14 protein-coding genes and 5 pseudogenes are annotated in these 15,842 nt (G+C 68.0%); 9 read left to right on the forward strand and 10 right to left on the reverse strand.

From position 1 onward, the window contains the following. A pseudogene (locus BIV25_RS37590) lies at positions 1-511 on the forward strand (IS5 family transposase); the annotation flags it as partial. A gap of 91 nt (positions 512-602) precedes the next feature. On the opposite strand, the gene BIV25_RS37595 reads toward BIV25_RS37590, so the two are convergent. The 4 genes from BIV25_RS37595 to BIV25_RS54720 form a co-directional block, all read right to left on the reverse strand. Further along, the gene (locus BIV25_RS37595) at positions 603-854 is read right to left on the reverse strand and encodes a hypothetical protein (RefSeq protein ID WP_071377034.1); all 252 of its coding nucleotides are present in this window, start codon (positions 852-854) and stop codon (positions 603-605) included. Between the two features lie 351 nt (positions 855-1,205). After that, a complete protein-coding gene (locus BIV25_RS37600) occupies positions 1,206-1,715 on the reverse strand; it encodes a hypothetical protein (protein ID WP_371273117.1) in 510 nt (169 codons plus the stop codon). Between the two features lie 595 nt (positions 1,716-2,310). Further along, positions 2,311-2,943 carry an HNH endonuclease family protein gene (locus BIV25_RS37605; RefSeq protein WP_071377036.1) on the reverse strand — a complete coding sequence of 211 codons (633 nt, stop codon included), beginning with the start codon at positions 2,941-2,943 and terminating at the stop codon, positions 2,311-2,313. A gap of 305 nt (positions 2,944-3,248) precedes the next feature. Continuing rightward, positions 3,249-3,725, reverse strand: coding sequence for a transposase family protein (locus BIV25_RS54720; protein ID WP_079177129.1), 477 nt, complete (start codon positions 3,723-3,725; stop codon positions 3,249-3,251). A 210-nt stretch (positions 3,726-3,935) separates the two neighbouring features. Here BIV25_RS54720 and BIV25_RS37610 point away from each other — a divergent pair, with 210 nt between their 5' ends. Together BIV25_RS37610 and BIV25_RS37615 are read left to right on the forward strand one after the other, a co-directional pair. Continuing rightward, on the forward strand, positions 3,936-4,724 hold the full coding sequence (locus tag BIV25_RS37610) for a class I SAM-dependent methyltransferase (protein ID WP_071377037.1): 789 nt from the start codon (positions 3,936-3,938) through the stop codon (positions 4,722-4,724). 135 nt (positions 4,725-4,859) lie between these two features. Further along, positions 4,860-5,522, forward strand: a complete 663-nt coding sequence (locus BIV25_RS37615; RefSeq protein ID WP_071377049.1) for a Type 1 glutamine amidotransferase-like domain-containing protein — start codon at positions 4,860-4,862, stop codon at positions 5,520-5,522. Between the two features lie 79 nt (positions 5,523-5,601). Here BIV25_RS37615 and murJ read toward each other — a convergent pair whose 3' ends face one another. Continuing rightward, positions 5,602-7,281 carry a murein biosynthesis integral membrane protein MurJ gene (murJ, locus tag BIV25_RS37620; RefSeq protein WP_071377038.1) on the reverse strand — a complete coding sequence of 560 codons (1,680 nt, stop codon included), beginning with the start codon at positions 7,279-7,281 and terminating at the stop codon, positions 5,602-5,604. 161 nt (positions 7,282-7,442) lie between these two features. On the opposite strand from murJ, the pseudogene BIV25_RS37625 reads away from it, so the two are divergent. The 3 genes and pseudogenes from BIV25_RS37625 to BIV25_RS37630 all read left to right on the forward strand — a co-directional run. Next, positions 7,443-7,613: pseudogene (locus BIV25_RS37625) on the forward strand (dienelactone hydrolase family protein); the annotation flags it as partial. After that, positions 7,597-8,001, forward strand: coding sequence for a hypothetical protein (locus BIV25_RS54725; RefSeq protein ID WP_107486566.1), 405 nt, complete (start codon positions 7,597-7,599; stop codon positions 7,999-8,001). The pseudogene BIV25_RS37625 and the gene BIV25_RS54725, both read left to right, overlap by 17 nt. Before the next feature lie 87 nt (positions 8,002-8,088). After that, a pseudogene (locus tag BIV25_RS37630) lies at positions 8,089-8,709 on the forward strand (IS30 family transposase); the annotation flags it as partial. 27 nt (positions 8,710-8,736) lie between these two features. Here the strand turns inward: BIV25_RS37630 and BIV25_RS37635 are convergent. Then, a complete protein-coding gene (locus tag BIV25_RS37635; protein ID WP_071377040.1) occupies positions 8,737-9,606 on the reverse strand; it encodes an NmrA/HSCARG family protein in 870 nt (289 codons plus the stop codon). Positions 9,607-9,660: 54 nt separating this feature from the next. On the opposite strand from BIV25_RS37635, the gene BIV25_RS37640 reads away from it, so the two are divergent. Next, entirely contained in the window at positions 9,661-10,110 is a 450-nt protein-coding gene (locus tag BIV25_RS37640) for a MarR family winged helix-turn-helix transcriptional regulator (RefSeq protein WP_071377041.1), read from the forward strand. Between the two features lie 119 nt (positions 10,111-10,229). Continuing rightward, positions 10,230-10,513: pseudogene (locus tag BIV25_RS37645) on the forward strand (IS256 family transposase); the annotation flags it as partial. 226 nt (positions 10,514-10,739) lie between these two features. Here the strand turns inward: BIV25_RS37645 and BIV25_RS37650 are convergent. The 3 genes from BIV25_RS37650 to BIV25_RS37660 form a co-directional block, all read right to left on the reverse strand. Next, complete coding sequence (locus BIV25_RS37650) at positions 10,740-10,976, reverse strand: DUF6207 family protein (protein ID WP_071377043.1); 237 nt, start codon at positions 10,974-10,976, stop codon at positions 10,740-10,742. A gap of 276 nt (positions 10,977-11,252) precedes the next feature. Further along, positions 11,253-11,978: a hypothetical protein gene (locus BIV25_RS37655; protein WP_143076770.1), complete on the reverse strand. Its 726-nt coding sequence runs from the start codon at positions 11,976-11,978 to the stop codon at positions 11,253-11,255. 160 nt (positions 11,979-12,138) lie between these two features. After that, entirely contained in the window at positions 12,139-13,248 is a 1,110-nt protein-coding gene (locus BIV25_RS37660; RefSeq protein WP_071377045.1) for an SGNH/GDSL hydrolase family protein, read from the reverse strand. Between BIV25_RS37660 and BIV25_RS48255 the strand changes: the two are divergent. Further along, positions 13,241-14,510: pseudogene (locus BIV25_RS48255) on the forward strand (NF041680 family putative transposase); the annotation flags it as partial. The gene BIV25_RS37660 and the pseudogene BIV25_RS48255 sit on opposite strands and share 8 nt — an antisense overlap. Before the next feature lie 151 nt (positions 14,511-14,661). Here BIV25_RS48255 and BIV25_RS37675 read toward each other — a convergent pair. Then, positions 14,662-15,396 carry a class I SAM-dependent methyltransferase gene (locus tag BIV25_RS37675; protein ID WP_071377048.1) on the reverse strand — a complete coding sequence of 245 codons (735 nt, stop codon included), beginning with the start codon at positions 15,394-15,396 and terminating at the stop codon, positions 14,662-14,664. Positions 15,397-15,842: the final 446 nt, after the last annotated feature.

The raw sequence follows: 15,842 nt of genomic DNA on the forward strand, positions 1-15,842 counted from the left end.
CCTCAGTGATCGTGGATGCGGCCTCGGTCCGCGCGAAAAGGGGGGATCGCTGACCGGGCGCAATCCGGTTGACCGGGGCAAGAAGGGCAGCAAGCTGCACGTCCTGTCCGATGCTCAGGGCTTACCCTTGGCGCTCGGTGTGTCCGGTGCGAACGTCCATGACAGTCAGGCTCTGCTGCCGCTGGTCCTGGGCATACCCGCAATCCGGTCGCGGCGCGGTCCGCGCCGGCGCCGTCCCGGCAAGCTCCGCGCGGACAAGGCCTACCACTCCGCCGAGCACCTGAGGTGGCTGCGCAGCCGCGGCATCATCCCACGCATCGCCCGTCCGGGCATCGAATCCAGCGAGCGACTCGGCCGACACCGGTGGAAGATCGAAAGGTCGATCTCCTGGCTCTTCGGCTACCGCCGACTCACCGTACGGTACGAGCGGAAAGGCGCACACTTTCTCGGCTTCCTCGGTCTCGCGGCCGCACTGACCTGCTACAAGAAGCTGACCAACCTCACCACGTGAGACAGGTTCTTACTGGTAGGCGCCTCAGGAGATCTTTGACGGTTTCTCGCCCGGAGGCCCGCTCCCGGCGCGGCTCAGCGTGGTGCTCGGCTCATTGCTGACCGCCGTCTCGGCTGTCGAGATGGTCGATCAGCACGGCCTCGTTGCGCAGCAACCGTTCGCGGTCATCGGCCGGTAGCGATGCAAGGGCGTCGACCAGGACCCGTTTGCGTGGAACGTAGACCATGTTGCCCGAGTAGATCCGGCACCCCGAGCACCAGGCAGAGCCGGTGCACCGCTCGAAGCTGGAGGACTCGGGCGGATGGAAGCGGTACTGGTAGGAGCGGACCGGTTCCCGGCACACCGTGCAGACCCAACGTTCACCGTCGCGGACCGACCAGCCGGTGCTGCCCCTGCGCCAGGACTTCCGTCCGGTCGGCGCTCTTCAAGTCGTCATGACGATCATTCTGCCTCCGGGGTGGCGTCAGGGGATACTCGATTGCTTCTGGCTGTCCTCACGTTTCGACGATGCGGACACGCTCGAGCGGTCCTGGGTTCCGTCGTTCGTTGACGGCGATCTCTTCACCTCAGTCCCAGGACCAGCGCGCGAAGGATGCTTGGTAGATTCGGGTTGCGGGGATGAACACCGCCAGCTCGGCCCCGCAGCCCGCTCCCGGCTGCGCGCTTCGCACCCGCGGCCCATTGGGCCGGGTCATCAGGCGGCAAGGCCGAGCTTGCTCAGCGCGGTGGTCCAGTCGGTGACGATCGCGTTCTGCGCGGCCTTCAGGGTGACCTTGCCCGAGCAGACCGCCGTGTGGAGCTTCGTCTCCACTGGGTCCTTCAGGTTGTTCACCCCCGAGCCCGGCTTGTGGCCCGGATCGGCCGGCTCTACCCACAGATTGCGGGCGTCGTTCGGGTCACCGCCGAGCTGGAGGCTGATGAGGTGGTCGTACTCGGCGTCCCCCATCGTGCCGGTGTAGCCGTAGGAGGCGGCGTTCAGCCGCTTCTCCTTGCCGGTCACCGCCTCCGGCGGCCGGATGTTCTTCGTGTAACCGCCCTTCCGGCAGATCGTCTGTGCCAGATTCGCCTGCGTCACCGCAGGAGACGTCGCCCCCGGCGTGCACTTCAGGTCCTGAAGCGGCTCGCCTTTCTCCATGCGGTAGTGGCAACTGCCCGCCGGCGGCTGTGCCTGCACCGTGTACGTCGACTGCGGCCCAGCCCCCACCGGAATCTTCCCCACCGACCCCGCAGCCCCTGCCGTACTCGACGACCCGGCAGCCGGCGCACCGTTCTTCCCCGCCGACCCCCCACCCGCATGCGACCCAGAAGACGAACACCCCGCCAGCACAAGACAGGACAACACCACCGACGGGACAGCGCGACCAAGCGAACCCATGACAACCCCTCACAGACGAGCAACAGCTGAGCAGATGCTCCCCCACCCCCACACCCGGCTACTCCCCGGGGTCCCGGCGCACAGGCGCACGCCTCCTCACACCCTTGCGACCGGCAAGCCCGGTCGGCCCTGCGGTGACCCGGTGCCGAACTGTCACGGGCATCCGGAGACCGCTGCGGTGCACCCGGCTACGGCAGCCACGCAGGCCCGCCGGAGAAAGGCTCGCTCGGGTCTACCCCGGCCCGGCACTGGGTGACCGCTCAGCCGACCGCTCGTTGAACCGGGCGCTGCCATGTGCACCGCGGGCCGGGCCGAAACGTCTCCCAGCCTGGCCCGCGCCACAGCAGCCAGCCCTGGCCCGACGCGGCGGGCCCACGGGCGGACGGCCTGCGCAAGGCTGACCCGCAAGCAGGGCCGGGTTCGCTCAGCTGGTGCAGGTGTCGAGCATCGAAGACAGCGCCGACTTCTCCGCAGCCGTCGTGGTCAGCTTCCACACCGACTTCACGTGCGTGTAGTCCTCCGCGTACGTGCACCAGAACGTACGGTTCGTGGGCTTCCAGCCGTCCGGGCCGCTGTCGCCCTTCGACGAGTTCGACGACTCCGAGGCGATGAGAAGCTGGGGGTCTTTCAGGTCGTTGCCGAACGCCTTGCGCTGGTCAGCGGTCCAGGTGTCGGCGCCGGAGATCCAGGCCATGGCGAGGGGGACCATGTGGTCGATGGTCGCCTTCGTGACATCGGTGACCGTGGTGTTGTCGTAGACGGAGTACCAAGACCCCGAGGCGGGCTGGCAGCTGCCCGGCTTGTCCTGCACGTTCTTCCCGTCTCGCGCCAGGACCTCCTGACGGGTCGTGCACCCGTCGGGCTGCTTGGCCCAGATGTCGAACTTGTCCCGGGCGTAGCCGTTCATCGAATGCGGAGTCGCAACGGTCAGAGCGGCCAGCTCGCTGCGGGCCGTCGACACCGGCGGCGGGGCCGGAGGGTCCGCGAGAGCCGGACCGGCGCTCACGACGGTCACGAGCAGGCCAGCGGCGGACAGGCCGAAGAAGGCGCGGCGCATGAACACTCCAAATTATGTGGGGGGTTGGAGGTTGCGTGTACGAGGAAACCGCAACTTCGGCACAGTGCGCTACGCGCGTTGACCCGATACGAACAGCTCCCCCACCCCACGCTCACCAAACGGTCACCGCAACCCGGGGAACAGGGCGAACCACGTGAAGGAGGAGCCTGCCCCAACAACCCCCCTCCCTGGCGGTCGTGTCCACTGTGCTCGCGCCGATGGACCGGGCTACAGCCCTCCAGGTGGGCACGCGATGAAGCGGGCCACCCCCGCGCCAGGAGTGGCCCGCCCGTGCAACGCCCCTTTCACCGGCCGGCGTCACCTACCTGCCGTTGACCTGGGTCAGTGGCGGTGGCCGCCGTCGCGGCCCCAGGAGGCGGTGTCAACGGTGCGGCCGCGGTCGTTGCGCAGGGTCGCGGTGTCACCGTGAACATCGCGATGGCAAGCATCCATCGCCGCAGCCCGGTGCTGTGACGCCGGTACCGTTCACATAGGTCCGGGACCTGCTCGGCGAACGTCCGCCTTCGGCACGAGGTTCGCTCGCAGAAGAAGCGGCGCACCTTGAGCGAGATCACCAACAACCGCCCCATCAGCGGACGTTCCATCAGGCGGCGTACGTAACGCGAGTGCACGCGACGTCCCGGGCAGCCACAGTCCGGGCAGGCTGGTCGCCGAGCGCAGGACAACGCCTCGACGGCGACTCCATCCACGGTGACGTGCACTGCGGTGACACGCACATCGATCCCAGGCATCAACACATTCTCAATCCCCACGTCCCCCATAGCTGGGCAGTGCCCGCAAGAAACGTTCCCGCAGTCCCGCGATGACCTGGGGATTCAGGCAATCGCGGCCAGAACCCAATTGTTTGACCGTCGACACACCTACGCCCAGCTCCATGACGCTTGAACGAACGGCTCGTTGGATCTCCAGGGATGTGAGGGCTATCGGGAGCGGTCCGGAACCGAACTGGTGCAGCACACGTCTCCCGCACCATGATCTCCAACGAGCACCACGAGCACGCGAGTTCCACCGGGGGCACCTCGCCGTCCGCAGTGACTGTGGATCCGCGGAAGGTCAACGACTACAGCAGCTTCGCCGAGGCGTACACGGCCGAAAATGAAACCAACCTCATCAATGCCCACTACGAGCGGCCCGCGATGGTGGCCCTCGCCGGAGACGTGGCCGGCCGGCGGATCCTCGACGCCGGCTGCGGTTCCGGGCCCCTGTTCGCGGCGCTGCGCGACCGTGGCGCCATCGTGAGCGGCTTCGACGCGAGTGCTGGGATGCTGGAGCTGGCACGGCGGCGGCTCGGCGACGGGGCGGACGTGAGGGTGGCCGACCTGGGCGGCCGGCTTCCCTACTCTGATGACACGTTCGACGATGTCGTCGCGTCCTTGGTGCTGCACTACCTGGAGGACTGGGGGCCGGCGCTGGCCGAGCTGCGACGCATCCTCAAGCCCGGCGGTCGGCTACTCGCTTCCGTCGACCATCCTTTTGCCGTCAACCTCAGGCACCGCCAGGCCGGCCGTGAGGCCGAGTACAACTACTTCGACACCACCAACTGGACCGAAGAGTGGACCATGGGCGGCCAGACCGCCCTGATGAGTATCTGGCACAGGCCGCTGCACGCGATGATCGAGGCCTTCATCGGGGCCGGTTTCCGGATAACGGTCATCAGCGAGCCAGAGCCTGATCCAGCCGCCCGAGAGCTGTTTCCTGAAGTCATCGCGGCCAAGCCGCGCTTCCTGTGCTTCCTGTTCTTCGTCCTGCAGGCTGGCTAGGACCTTTGTGATGTTGTGGTCAACCGGTTGTCTTAATGCCCCCTGTTCCTGCTGCAGCCGTGACGTGGTGTCGGCTGCGACGCGTTGGCGAACGGCTGGTTGTTGACGCGTGCGGCGTTCCTTGGGAAGGACATGATGAAGCTTCTCCTCACCGACTCCGGCGTCAAGAACGCGAGCATCCAGGATGCGCTGGTCGATCTCCTGGGTAAGCCGATTGCCGAGTCCAGCGCCCTGTGCATCCCCACCGCGGGGTACGGGGGCCCGTACGCCGACCCGAACGGGCCATGGCGATTCATCAGCGGACGATCCCCCAGTCCCATGACCGAGCTGGGATGGAAGTCGGTGGGCGTGCTGGAGCTCACCGCGCTGCCCAGCATCGAGGCGGCGCTCTGGGTCTCCTGGGTCCGGGAGGCCGACGTCCTGCTGGTCAACGGCGGTGACACGTTGTACCTGTGCCACTGGATGCGGGAGTCCGGGCTCGCTGAACTCCTGCCGTCGCTGCCCGACACGGTCTACGTGGGACTCAGCGCCGGGAGCTGCGTGATGACCCCTCGCGTCGGGGAGGAGTTCGTGGACTGGAAGCCGCCCACCGGCGACGACAGCGCGCTGGGCGTGGTTGATTTTTCGATCTTCCCGCACCTGGATCATCCGGATTGTCCGGACAACACCATGGCCGCGGCAGAACGATGGGCGGCCCAGATCGCGGGGCCGGCGTATGCGATTGACGAGCAGACGGCCATCAAGGTGGCCGACGGCGCCGTCGAAGTGGTCTCCGAGGGCCACTGGAAGTTGTTTTAGCTAAGGACCGGGGCGGCAAGGTCGCGGCGTCGGTGCGAGAAAGATCTGTCGATACGCCCGGCGCCCCTGCGGCTACTGGTCAGCCCAGACCGGGCAGACTCCGCAATTCCGAGACGCGGAGCAGGCGGGCCAGCAGCACGAACAGCACCAGCATCGTGACACCGCCGGCAGCCAGTGCCAGCGCAGAGCCGACGACGGGAGCAGGGACGGCACCGGAGCAGATGCGGGCCACCGCCCAGCCGACGGCGCTGGCGGCGCCCGCCGCAGCCGTGAGTTTCCCGTACGTACGCACGAGCCGCTTGCCGTCCAGGCGGCCCTCCAAACGGTGGCGCAGCTTGAGCCCGGTGACGAGCAGGCCGCCGGCGTAGGACGCCGCATAGGCGGCCGCCATGCCGATGACGGCCCAGCGCGGGGGCAGGAAGAGGTGGCAACCAGTGGCCAGGATGATGTCGAGGCCGGAGATCCAGACCGCCATCCAGAAGGGGGTGCGGGTGTCCTCGAACGCGTAGAAGCCGCGCAGCAGCAGGTACTGGGCGGAGAAGGGGACCAGGCCGAGTGCGAAGGCCTGCAGCATCTGGCCCAGTGGCTGTGCCGAGCCCGCTCCGCTGCTGCTGTAGGAGAACATCACCGTGGCGATCTGCGGTCCGAAGGCCAGGAAGAAGAAGGCGGCCGGGACGATCGCCACGCCGGTTACCCGAAGGCCCCGCGACAGGTCTTCGCGGACGTCGCCCAGGCGATGCTGGGCCACCGCTCGGCTCATCCGCGGCAGCATCGCGGTGACCACCGAGACCGTGATGATGCCCTGCGGGAGCATCCAGATGTTCTGCGCGAAGAAGTAGGCACTGTTGCCGGCGCCGGCCCCCTGCGCGACCGCGTCCACCGCGTTGGCGTAGCGCGTCACCACTGTCAGGGCGACCTGGTTGACCCCCACGAACAGCAGGGTCCAGCGCGCCGCAGCCACGCTCTTGCCCAGGCCCGTACCGCGCCAGTCAAAGCGCGGGCGCCACCTGAACCCTGTTTCGGCGAGATAGGGGATCAGGCAGACCGCCTGCAGAGCGATCCCGATCGTGGTGCCGATCCCCAGCAGCCGCACCTCGGCCGGTGTCACGGACGCGGCGTCACCGGGAGCAGGCACGAGCCACCGGTACAGGCCGAACATGGTGATCAACACGATGTTGTTCAGGACCGGCGTCCACATCATCGCCCCGAACCTGCCGCGGGCATTGAGGACCTGGCCCAGCATGAAGAACAGCCCGTAGAAGAAGATCTGCGGCAACAGGAACCGGGCGAAGGCCACCGTCAACTCGAACTGTTGGTGGTTGCCCGGGGTGTCCGGCATGTAGAGGCTCACGATCTCCGGAGCGAGGACCACGCCGACGACGGTCCCGACTGCAAGCACGCTCAGCACCAAGGTGACCAACCGCTGCTCGTGGGCCTGACCGCCATCAGCATGCTCGGTACGCGCCCGGACAAGCTGCGGCACGAGCACCGAGTTCAGCGCACCACCGATCAAAAGCGTGTAGAGACTGGTCGGCAGGGTGTTCGCAGTGTTGTACGCGCCCCCGACCGCCAGCGTGCCCAGCGCGGCGGCCTGCAGCATCAATCGGAACATCCCCGTTCCGCGCGACACCATGCTGCCCGCCGCCATCAATGCGGACGAGCGCATCAGGCCCCCGGACGCGGCCCCCGAACGACGCCTCGCATGGCGGCGCCGCCCAGAGTGATCCGTCTCCGCCGCCGTGCCCCCTTGATCAACCATGGCGCCAACTCTAGGACTGCGATGATCACTTCGGAGACTGGTGTCGAAAACGCTTGCCGACAGGCGGCCCGTGCCCTGGTGGTGCAGCCGGGACAGACCACCGTCTGCCAGCGGCAGAACACCGGCCTGACCGGGCTCGACGATCACTACAGTCCAGTCCCATGACGACGATTACAACGCGCACGGTCGAGTACCCGGCCGACGGTCTGACGATGGTCGGGCACCTCGCGCTCCCGGCCGGTGTCGACCGCCGGCCCGCGGTGCTGCTCGGACCCGAGGGCACCGGGCTCAGCGACGTCGAGCGCGGCCGGGCCGATGCTCTCGCCGAGCTCATGCCGGGATACTCGGTTGCCACTGTCCGCAAATACATCGGCGAGCTCCGCAAGGCCCTGCGAGCGTGAAATCAGTCCGTTCTGGCCCCGCTTGATCGTGCACACACCTGATGATCTCAAGTGGAGGGCGATCGGCTGGGAAGCAGGCAAGCTCGGCTACCCCGTCGACGACGAACTGACAAACCCCGACGGGCAGGGCAAGCGCCAGCAGTTCGAGGGGGGCACCGTCGCGGACCTCGGCATCGCCCGACCACGCGATTGCAATGCTGCGTGCAGACGTCTTCCTCCTCACCGTGTCCCTGGGACAGTTGTGGACGTCGTACCCGGCGTAGCTCTTGACCTGCAGCGCGGCGCTCAATGTCCCCGTTGGTCCCGGCCCGTCCCGTGAGCGGTTGGGGACCAAGTCCTCACGGTCCATTGTCGCCTTGCATCGCCCGGCTTCGAAGGGAAGTCGGGGATGAAGTGGCAGGAGCCGCAGTGCCGGGGCGAACTGCGTCGCGAACTGGCCCAAGCTCTGCGCACGGGCCGCGTGCGACGCAAGCCCCGCTGTCAGGCTCAGCAGCGTCAGCCCCGCTTCCGCGACCCGATGGTGATGATCAGCGAACGGCCGGCCGAGGCGGAAGACCGGGCCGTACCCGGCCACTGGGAGGGCGACCTGATCATCGGCAAGGACGGCGCCTCCGCCATCGGCACCCGCGTCGAGCGTGCCACCCGCTACGTGATGCTGCTGCACCTGCCCAATGGCCGGGGCACCGAACTGGTCAGCGACGCGCTGGTGGAGGCCGTGCAGACGCTGCCGTCCCACCTGAAACGCTCGCTCACCTGGGACCAGGGCAGCGAGATGGGCCGCCACCGCGAGTTCACGATCGCCACCGACATCCCCGTGTACTTCTGTGATCCGGCCAGCCCCTGGCAGCGCGGCTCGAACGAGAACACGAATGGCCTGCTGCGGCAGTACTTTCCCAAGAGCACCGACCTGCTCGTCCACACCCGTGAGCACCTGGCCGCTGTCGCCGCCGAACTCAACGGCCGCCCACGCAAAACGCTGGGCTGGGAAACCCCGGCCGAGCGCCTGCACAAAATGCTCGCGGCCTGAGTCCGGCTATGTGCTGACCATGTGGAATCAGCTGACCGGCCAGGTACGCTCGGCCGCCCAGGTGCCGAAGCGCTGCCAGCCGATCTCCGGAAAGTCGCGCCGCAGCGCGTCCACGTCCACATCGAGGCCGACCTCGGTGAAGTAGCGGAACATCGCTGCGAGATCGGCCGAGAACGCCTCGACGTGGGCGATCGGCAGCCGCTCGAAGACGATCGGCCGGCCGCACGCGCCGGTCAGTGCTTCCGCGATCTCCAGGCAGGTCAGCTTGTCGGAAGCGATGTCGATGCGCCGGCCCGCGAACTCCTCCGGCTGCGCAAGAACATGGGCTGCGAAGGCGCCGATGTCCCGCGCGGGAATCAACGTCAGCGGCCGGTCGGCCGGCATCGGCAGCACGAACCGGCCTTTACGCAGACCCTCGAGCGACCACTCGACCGTGTAGTTGTCCATGAACGCGGCCGGACCGAGGACCGTCCACGGCACACCCAGCCCTCGCAGGTGACGCTCGATGCGGTACTTGCTCTCGAAGTGCGGGATACCCGTGCCGCGATCGGCGTGCGCGGCCGAGGTGAACACAATGTGCCCGACACCACGGGCGGCCTCCAGCAGGTCGATGCCCTGCCGGACCTCGGTCTCCGGGTCCGAGCCGAATGGCGTGGACATCGCGAACAATGCGTCCGCGCCCTTCAGGGCGGCCTCCAGCGACTTGCTGTCGTCGAAGTCGGCCGCGTGCACCTCGGCACCGAGGCCCCTCAGCGCGTGGGCGGCGGCTGAGTCGGGAGTGCGGGTCAGGGCCCGGATCTGGAAGCCCTGATCGAGCAGCGAGCGGGCGGCCGCGCCACCTTGGGCGCCAGTCGCTCCGGCGACGGCCACTACGGACCGGTAGGATTCCTTCGTCATGCGGTTACCGTACGACACAGTTACTGTGTTACGCAGATATTTTGGAGAGCGCGCATGCTGATTGACGATCTCCAGCAGGAGTCCCGCCGCTACCTGGCCTCGTACGTCATGTTCAACCAGGCGGTCGCGGACCATCTCAAGCTGCACCCCACCGACGTCCAGTGCCTCAACCTGCTGACCGCCGAGCCCGGCCCGTTCACCACCGGCCGGATCGCCGAACTCACCGGCCTGACCAGCGGATCGGCGACCCGGCTGGTCGACCGTCTCGAGAAGGCCGGCTACGTGGTCCGACACCGCGACAAGATCGACCGCCGCCGGGTCCGGGTGGAGCCTGTCCCGGAGGCGATGCGGGATCTCACGGAGCTGTGGTCCGAGCTGAGCCAGGGATGGCGGGCGATGTTCGCCGACTACACCGAGGACGAGCGCGCCCTGCTGTACCGGCACATGCAGCGCACCGTCGAACTCTCCCGGCAAGAGATCGCCCGCCTGCACAGCAAGGCATGACGGCCGCTCACGCAAAACGCTCGGCTGGGAGACCCCAGCCGAGCGCGTGCATAAACTGCTCGCGGCTTGATCAACCGACCACGTGTTGCGACGACCCCTAGAAAGCACCGCTCAGCGTAGTGAACGCCGACGCTTCGACCGAGTCCGGCTCCCTGATCGATGCGAACGTCCGCGAGGGCGCGCACCAGATGCTCGCCGCCGCGTTGGAGACCGAAGTCGACCAGTACATAGCCGAGTTGGCCGCCGAGACGGACGCCGCCGGGCGCCGCCTGGTGGTCCGCAACGGCCACCACCGGCCCCGCACCGTGACCACCGCCGCAGGTCCCGGCCCCCGCGTGTGAACGACAAGCGGGTGGATGTGGCCACCGGCGAGCGGATGCGGTTCTGGGGCCGTGATGGTCCCGCTGTTCACCACGGCGTCCATCGACGCCCTGCGCGCCGCGCACCCGAGGCGGCGTCGGGAAGGGCCGGCGCTCCCCGCTCGCCGCCCTGGTGAAGGCCAGGCAACAGGAGAGGAGGCCGCTGCGGTGCGAGCGGGCCGCCACCCGTTGCGCAGCAGCTGTGCGGCCGGGCCGCCTGCCGGCCGTGCGGGAGTGCGCCTGCAGGCGGCCGGTGTCCCAGCGGGGTTGTCACTGTGGTGCGGCCTCACCGGAGGTGGCCGGGCTGATCGGCTGGCGCAGGTCCAGGTAGCAGCGCAGCCGTACGCCGGGTTCGCCCGCGTCTCGGGTCGTGTGCTGTGCGGGAGAAGTCGCCCACCGGTCGGCGAGCAGCTGCTGGAAGGCGAGCGCGGTATCGTCGTCGGCGGCCGCGACGTCGACGACGACCAGGCCCGGCTCGCTCACGTGCGTGTCGTGGATCGGGTTCATGCACGGCACTACGCCCCGGCGCCCAAGGGAAGTTCCGCCCGTACCGTGTCTTCACCCGACCGGGTGGAGGGCCATCAGGGGCTGTCGCCACCCCAGTCCCAGCAGGCCGGGTTACCCGGACGCGGGTCGTACAGCGCCCGCCCGCCGGGTCCGAACTGCCCGAGCTCGGTCTCAAGGGAGACGCCGGTGTCGATCTCGTCCGGTGTCCAGCCGGTGATGTCGAGCAGCAGCCCGTCCGTGCGGGAGCTGATGAAGCCGTGCCGGCCAGCACCGAAGTCACTCTGTGCGCGTCCGACCGTCCTTGAGCAGCCCGTAGTAGTCGCTGTAGGGGAGTTCCAGCTTGAACACGAGGCCATACCGTTTCCGGATGGCGGCGACCGTGGCGGTCTTTGGGGCACGGACCACGCGGGACACCGGCGGATCGTCGACGAGGCCGGCGTAGGGCTCCTCGACCAGCCTGCGCGGGGCGCCGCCGCGGGTCGTGTCCCAGGTCAGTGTCTGTCCGGAGACGGCCAGCCTGGTCGGCTCCGGGGCTTGTGGGCCCTGAGGGTTCGGGCCGTGCCCCCGGTAGTAGGCGACGAGCCGCTTTCCGGGGTCGTCGTGCGTGAACGGGATGGGACTTCCGGATCCGGTCGGCCCGGAACGGGGGTGGTCGCCCGCGGTCAGGATCCCGTCGAGGGCGTCGCCCATGTGCCGGGGGTCGGCGCCGTAGTAGGCGGTGATGTTCATCGAGCAGGCGACCTTGTAGTCGTCGGTCTTCTGCTGGAAGAACCAGCCCGGTCCCGATCCCGGCACGCACACGTCGTGCACCATGACCAGGCCGAGCGACAGGGGCGTGCGGTCGGCGTACGTCCGCGCCACAGTCCGAAGCCGTTCCTCCGCCCGCTCCCGGGCCTGCACCGCCTGGCCGCTCTCCCCGAGTTTGCGCAGTTGCCTGTTGCTGACGGCACGGTCCGGGGCTGTGGAACAGGCCGAGACGGCGAACAGGACGAGCACTGCCAACGAGCCCCATACGCTCTTCGAGCCTGCGGCACGCCGCGCGAAGGCCCTCATCCTTGTCCGCCTCTCATCGGCAGCTGCCTCTCCGTCGTCGTACGTCCGGCCCGACCGTCACTGTCCACCAGGACGGCCGGGCCGGGCATGAGTACCCGTACTCAGACGGCTACAGGCTCATGCCTGCCATCGTGCGTTCGAGAGCGTTCGCGTACAGGCGCGCGCCCCCGATCTTCGGGTGGAACGACTGGGCCGACAGGCCGTACTGGTTGATGAGCGGCCAGTCCTTGATCGGCTCATCGGACTTGGTCAGCGTCTTGACGATGCCGTGGACCTGTTCCGGGTCACCGCACACGCCCTTGCCCGCGAAGTCGCTCTTCGGGTTGGAGAACCACACGTTGATGCCCTGGGCCTTGGCATCGTCCGCCGCGCCCTGCATCTGCGCCGCCAGCGTGTCGGCGGTGTCGTCGAGCCAGGCCGAGGATGCCTCGGACAGGCCTATGGCCATGCCGCTGAAACCGATGTTCAGGCACGATCCCTTGTCCGAGATCAGGGGCGGATAACCCATCAGGACGATCTTCGCGTTCTGAGCCCTCTTGTGAATCTCCTTCAGGACCCGTGTGATGTCCGGCCGGACGACCTGGTTCATCAGGCCCGGCACGGCCGTCTCGAGCGGCTGTCCGACGAACTGCTTGTCCCGGCCGTTAACGCTGTCGTCCGTCGAGTCGAACTTCTGTCCCTGGCAACTGCCGTTACCGATGGACAGCAGGCACTTCTGGACGATCTGGGAGAACCGGGAGTCGTTGTCACCAATGGAGATCGTGACCAGAGTGGTGTTCTGGTCCAGATAGCCCTTGTCGATCTGGGGCTCCTCGCCGTTCTGGCTCTCACCCTTCGACAAAACTTTGTCGGCCCCCACATCCTTGGGCAGAACGTTGTAGGTGCGCGCACCCGAGCACGCGATCAGGTGGTAGTCCATGCTCGGATCCAGCGAGTCGTCCAGCTGACCGATCGACTGCGACGCACCGGGCATCGTGGCCTGACGCGACCACGCCTGGGTGGACCGGTGGCAGGCGTTGCGGGCGTTTTCGTCCAGCTTGCTGCGGTAGTTGGTCTCCGGGTAGTAGTCCCGGTCGCCCTCGGAGGCGCCCTCGCCGGAGGAGTACGAGTCGCCCATCGCGACGACCACATTCTTCGGCTTGCCGGGCAGCGGCTGGAACGCGACCGACCCCCAGGCGATGTCCTCGTCGGCCGTACCGTCATCGGTGGGAAGCCTCAACCGGGGCCGAATCGATGCCGTCCGGCTACGGCGGGTGCTGGCCTCGGTGGAGTTGCCGCGGGCGGCCGACGGCCGTCTCGTCCTGGCGGTGGACGTCTCTCCCTGGTTGCGGCCCGACGCCGCCACCAGCGACGCCCGCTCGTTCTGCCACACCTACGGCCGCGGCGAGAACAAGCACCTGATGATCCCGGGCTGGCCCGTTTCATGGATCGTCGCTCTGGAGACGGGCCGCTCCTCGTGGACCGCGCCCCTGGACGCCGTACGCCTGCGGCCGGGCGACGACCTCGCCGCCGTGACCGCCCGCCAGATCCGTGACCTGGTTGGGCGCCTGATGGCAGAAGGCCAGTGGCGTCCGGGCGACCCGCTCGTGTGGATCGTGCTCAACGCCGGGTACGACGTGATGCGTCTGGCCTGGCTCCTGGACGACCTGCCCGTCGAACTCATCGGGCGCCTGCGCCCAGACCGGGTCATGCGCCGTCCGGCACCCTCCCGCGAGGAGTACTACCGAGTCCATCCCCGCGGCGGTCATCCGCCCCGGCACGGCAGCGAGTTCATCTTCAAGGACGCCAGGACCTGGGGAACCCCCGACGCGGAGACGAAGACCCTCACCACCCGCTACGGCACCGCCCACGCCCAGGGCTGGGACCGGCTCCACCCCGAACTGCAACAGCGTGCCGCCTGGCGGAACCACCCCGGCCGGCTCCCCCGTCATCGAGGGCACCGTCATCCGCCTCCAGGTCGATCACCTGCCCAACGGCGGTGACCCCAAGTCCCTGTGGCTGTGGTGGTCACAGTCCACCGTCACTCCGGCGGACATCGACCTGGCCTGGCAGGCGTTCCTGCGACGCTTCGACATCGAGCACTTCTTCAGAATGATCAAACAGACCCTGGGCTGGACCGCCCCGAAACTGCGCGATCCCGAAGCGGCCGACCACTGGACCTGGCTGATCACCGCCGCCTACACCCAGCTCCGCCTCGCCCGGCCCCTGGCCGTCGACCTGCGCCGCCCCTGGGAACGGCCCGTCCCTTCGAACAGGCTCACCCCTGCCCGGGTCCGCCGGGGGGTTCCGACACCTGCACGCCAAGATCTCCACCCCGGCCAGAGTACCGAAACCCTCCCGGCCCGCCCCGGACGCCCACCCGGCTCGAAGAACCGCCGCCCCGTCGATCGCTACGACGTGGGCCTACTCCCGGTCACCGGCGAACTCCACCGTCGGCCCACCCACCACCAACTAGGCACCAAACCACGCCGCACCGGATAAACCACAAGGTCAGAAGCTGTGTCACAACCTCTTTCCGCAGGTCACCAGGGTTGACTTGGGGGTGATGCCTGGGGTCCCGTTCGGTTTGGCGTCGATGGACGGTGAAGCAAACGGCGGCTGTTGACGGCTTCCTCGGACAGCTCGTGCTTGGCTAGGCATCGCGTCGGAACAGGGCCGTCCAGAGGAAGGGTTCGCCGAAATAGACGGACTCGGTCGGTTCGTCGCGCATGGGCCGAAGTTCGACCTCTGTGAGGTTGGAGAAGATCCGGCGCAGGGACTGCGGGGTGTAGGCGAGTCCGCCATGGAGGCGGGCGTCACGGTAGAAGGCCGTGTCGGGGAGGTCGGATCCTCCGCTTTCTCCGTCGGTGAAGCAGGTGAGTGCGAAGTAGCCGCCGGGTGCGAGGAGTTGGTCGAGCAGGGCAAGGTAGCTGATGCGGCGGTGGGGCGGCAGGTGGTGGAAGCAGCCCGAGTCGTAGATCAGGTCATAGCGTCCGCTCAGCTCGGTGCCGACGAGGGCGAAGGCGTCTCCCCTGTGGAACCGGATGTTGGCTCCGGTCTCACGGGCGCGTTCCTCGGCCCAGCCGACGGCTGTCGGGGAGAGGTCGACGGCGTCCACCTGGAAGCCGAGGGAGTCCAGATAAAGGGCGTTGCGTCCGGGGCCGCAGCCCAGGTCCAGTGCCCGGCCCGGGGTGATGAGCCGGCGGTCGAGGTATGAGGCGAGATTCTCGTCCGGCTTGGCCTCGAAGAACGGCACAGGTCTGGAGCGGTCGGCATAGAAGGCGTCCCACCAGGCGCCTGCGTCGCTCGTCCAGCGGTCGGCGTCGGGCGTGAACAGGTCGTCCAGGAGTTTCAGCACGTCCTCGACGGTGCGGATGTTCCGGTCCATACGGCCCCTTTCACGATGGGGAGACAGCACGGCCAGAGAGCACAAAATCCCAGCTCAGCCCGTATGGCGCGACGCCGTGCAAGGCCGGTAGCGAGGTTCGGAGCGGGGGCCGCGAGCTGCGCTCAAAGCTCGGCAGGCGCGGCCGCCCCTTTCCCTGCTGAAGGGCGTCACGGCGGCTTCCAGGGCGGCGCTCAAGCCATTTTCTGAAGTTGCTCTTCAGGTATCTGCCGCGAGGGTGGATGTGATGACCTTCTCTGGGCGGTGGTGGTGTCGGGACAGCCGGCGGGGCATGAGAGTGATGAAGGCCCACTGGATGTGGGCTTCGGCGTGGGGCATGAGCCGTTCGTAACCCCTTGCGTTGCGCCGGGCCCGCATCGTCCACGAGTTGCTCCGTTCCACCACCGGCCTTCGCCCGGGTCGTGTCCCTCGTCGTGGTGTTCGGGATC

Origin of the sequence: Streptomyces sp. MUSC 14 (genome assembly GCF_001866675.1) — a bacterium.
In the GTDB taxonomy this organism is placed as follows: domain Bacteria; phylum Actinomycetota; class Actinomycetes; order Streptomycetales; family Streptomycetaceae; genus Streptomyces.

Excerpts from the sequence above, each read along its gene's own strand:
- BIV25_RS37650 (WP_071377043.1), bottom strand. The coding sequence starts at position 10,976 with ATGAACCCGATCCACGACACGCACGTGAGCGAGCCGGGCCTGGTCGTC.
- BIV25_RS37615 (WP_071377049.1), top strand. The coding sequence starts at position 4,860 with ATGAAGCTTCTCCTCACCGACTCCGGCGTCAAGAACGCGAGCATCCAG.
- murJ (WP_071377038.1), bottom strand. The coding sequence starts at position 7,281 with ATGGTTGATCAAGGGGGCACGGCGGCGGAGACGGATCACTCTGGGCGG.
- BIV25_RS37610 (WP_071377037.1), top strand. The coding sequence starts at position 3,936 with ATGATCTCCAACGAGCACCACGAGCACGCGAGTTCCACCGGGGGCACC.
- BIV25_RS37635 (WP_071377040.1), bottom strand. The coding sequence starts at position 9,606 with ATGACGAAGGAATCCTACCGGTCCGTAGTGGCCGTCGCCGGAGCGACT.
- BIV25_RS37605 (WP_071377036.1), bottom strand. The coding sequence starts at position 2,943 with ATGCGCCGCGCCTTCTTCGGCCTGTCCGCCGCTGGCCTGCTCGTGACC.
- BIV25_RS37640 (WP_071377041.1), top strand. The coding sequence starts at position 9,661 with ATGCTGATTGACGATCTCCAGCAGGAGTCCCGCCGCTACCTGGCCTCG.
- BIV25_RS54720 (WP_079177129.1), bottom strand. The coding sequence starts at position 3,725 with ATGGGGGACGTGGGGATTGAGAATGTGTTGATGCCTGGGATCGATGTG.
- BIV25_RS54725 (WP_107486566.1), top strand. The coding sequence starts at position 7,597 with ATGCTCTCGCCGAGCTCATGCCGGGATACTCGGTTGCCACTGTCCGCA.
- BIV25_RS37675 (WP_071377048.1), bottom strand. The coding sequence starts at position 15,396 with ATGGACCGGAACATCCGCACCGTCGAGGACGTGCTGAAACTCCTGGAC.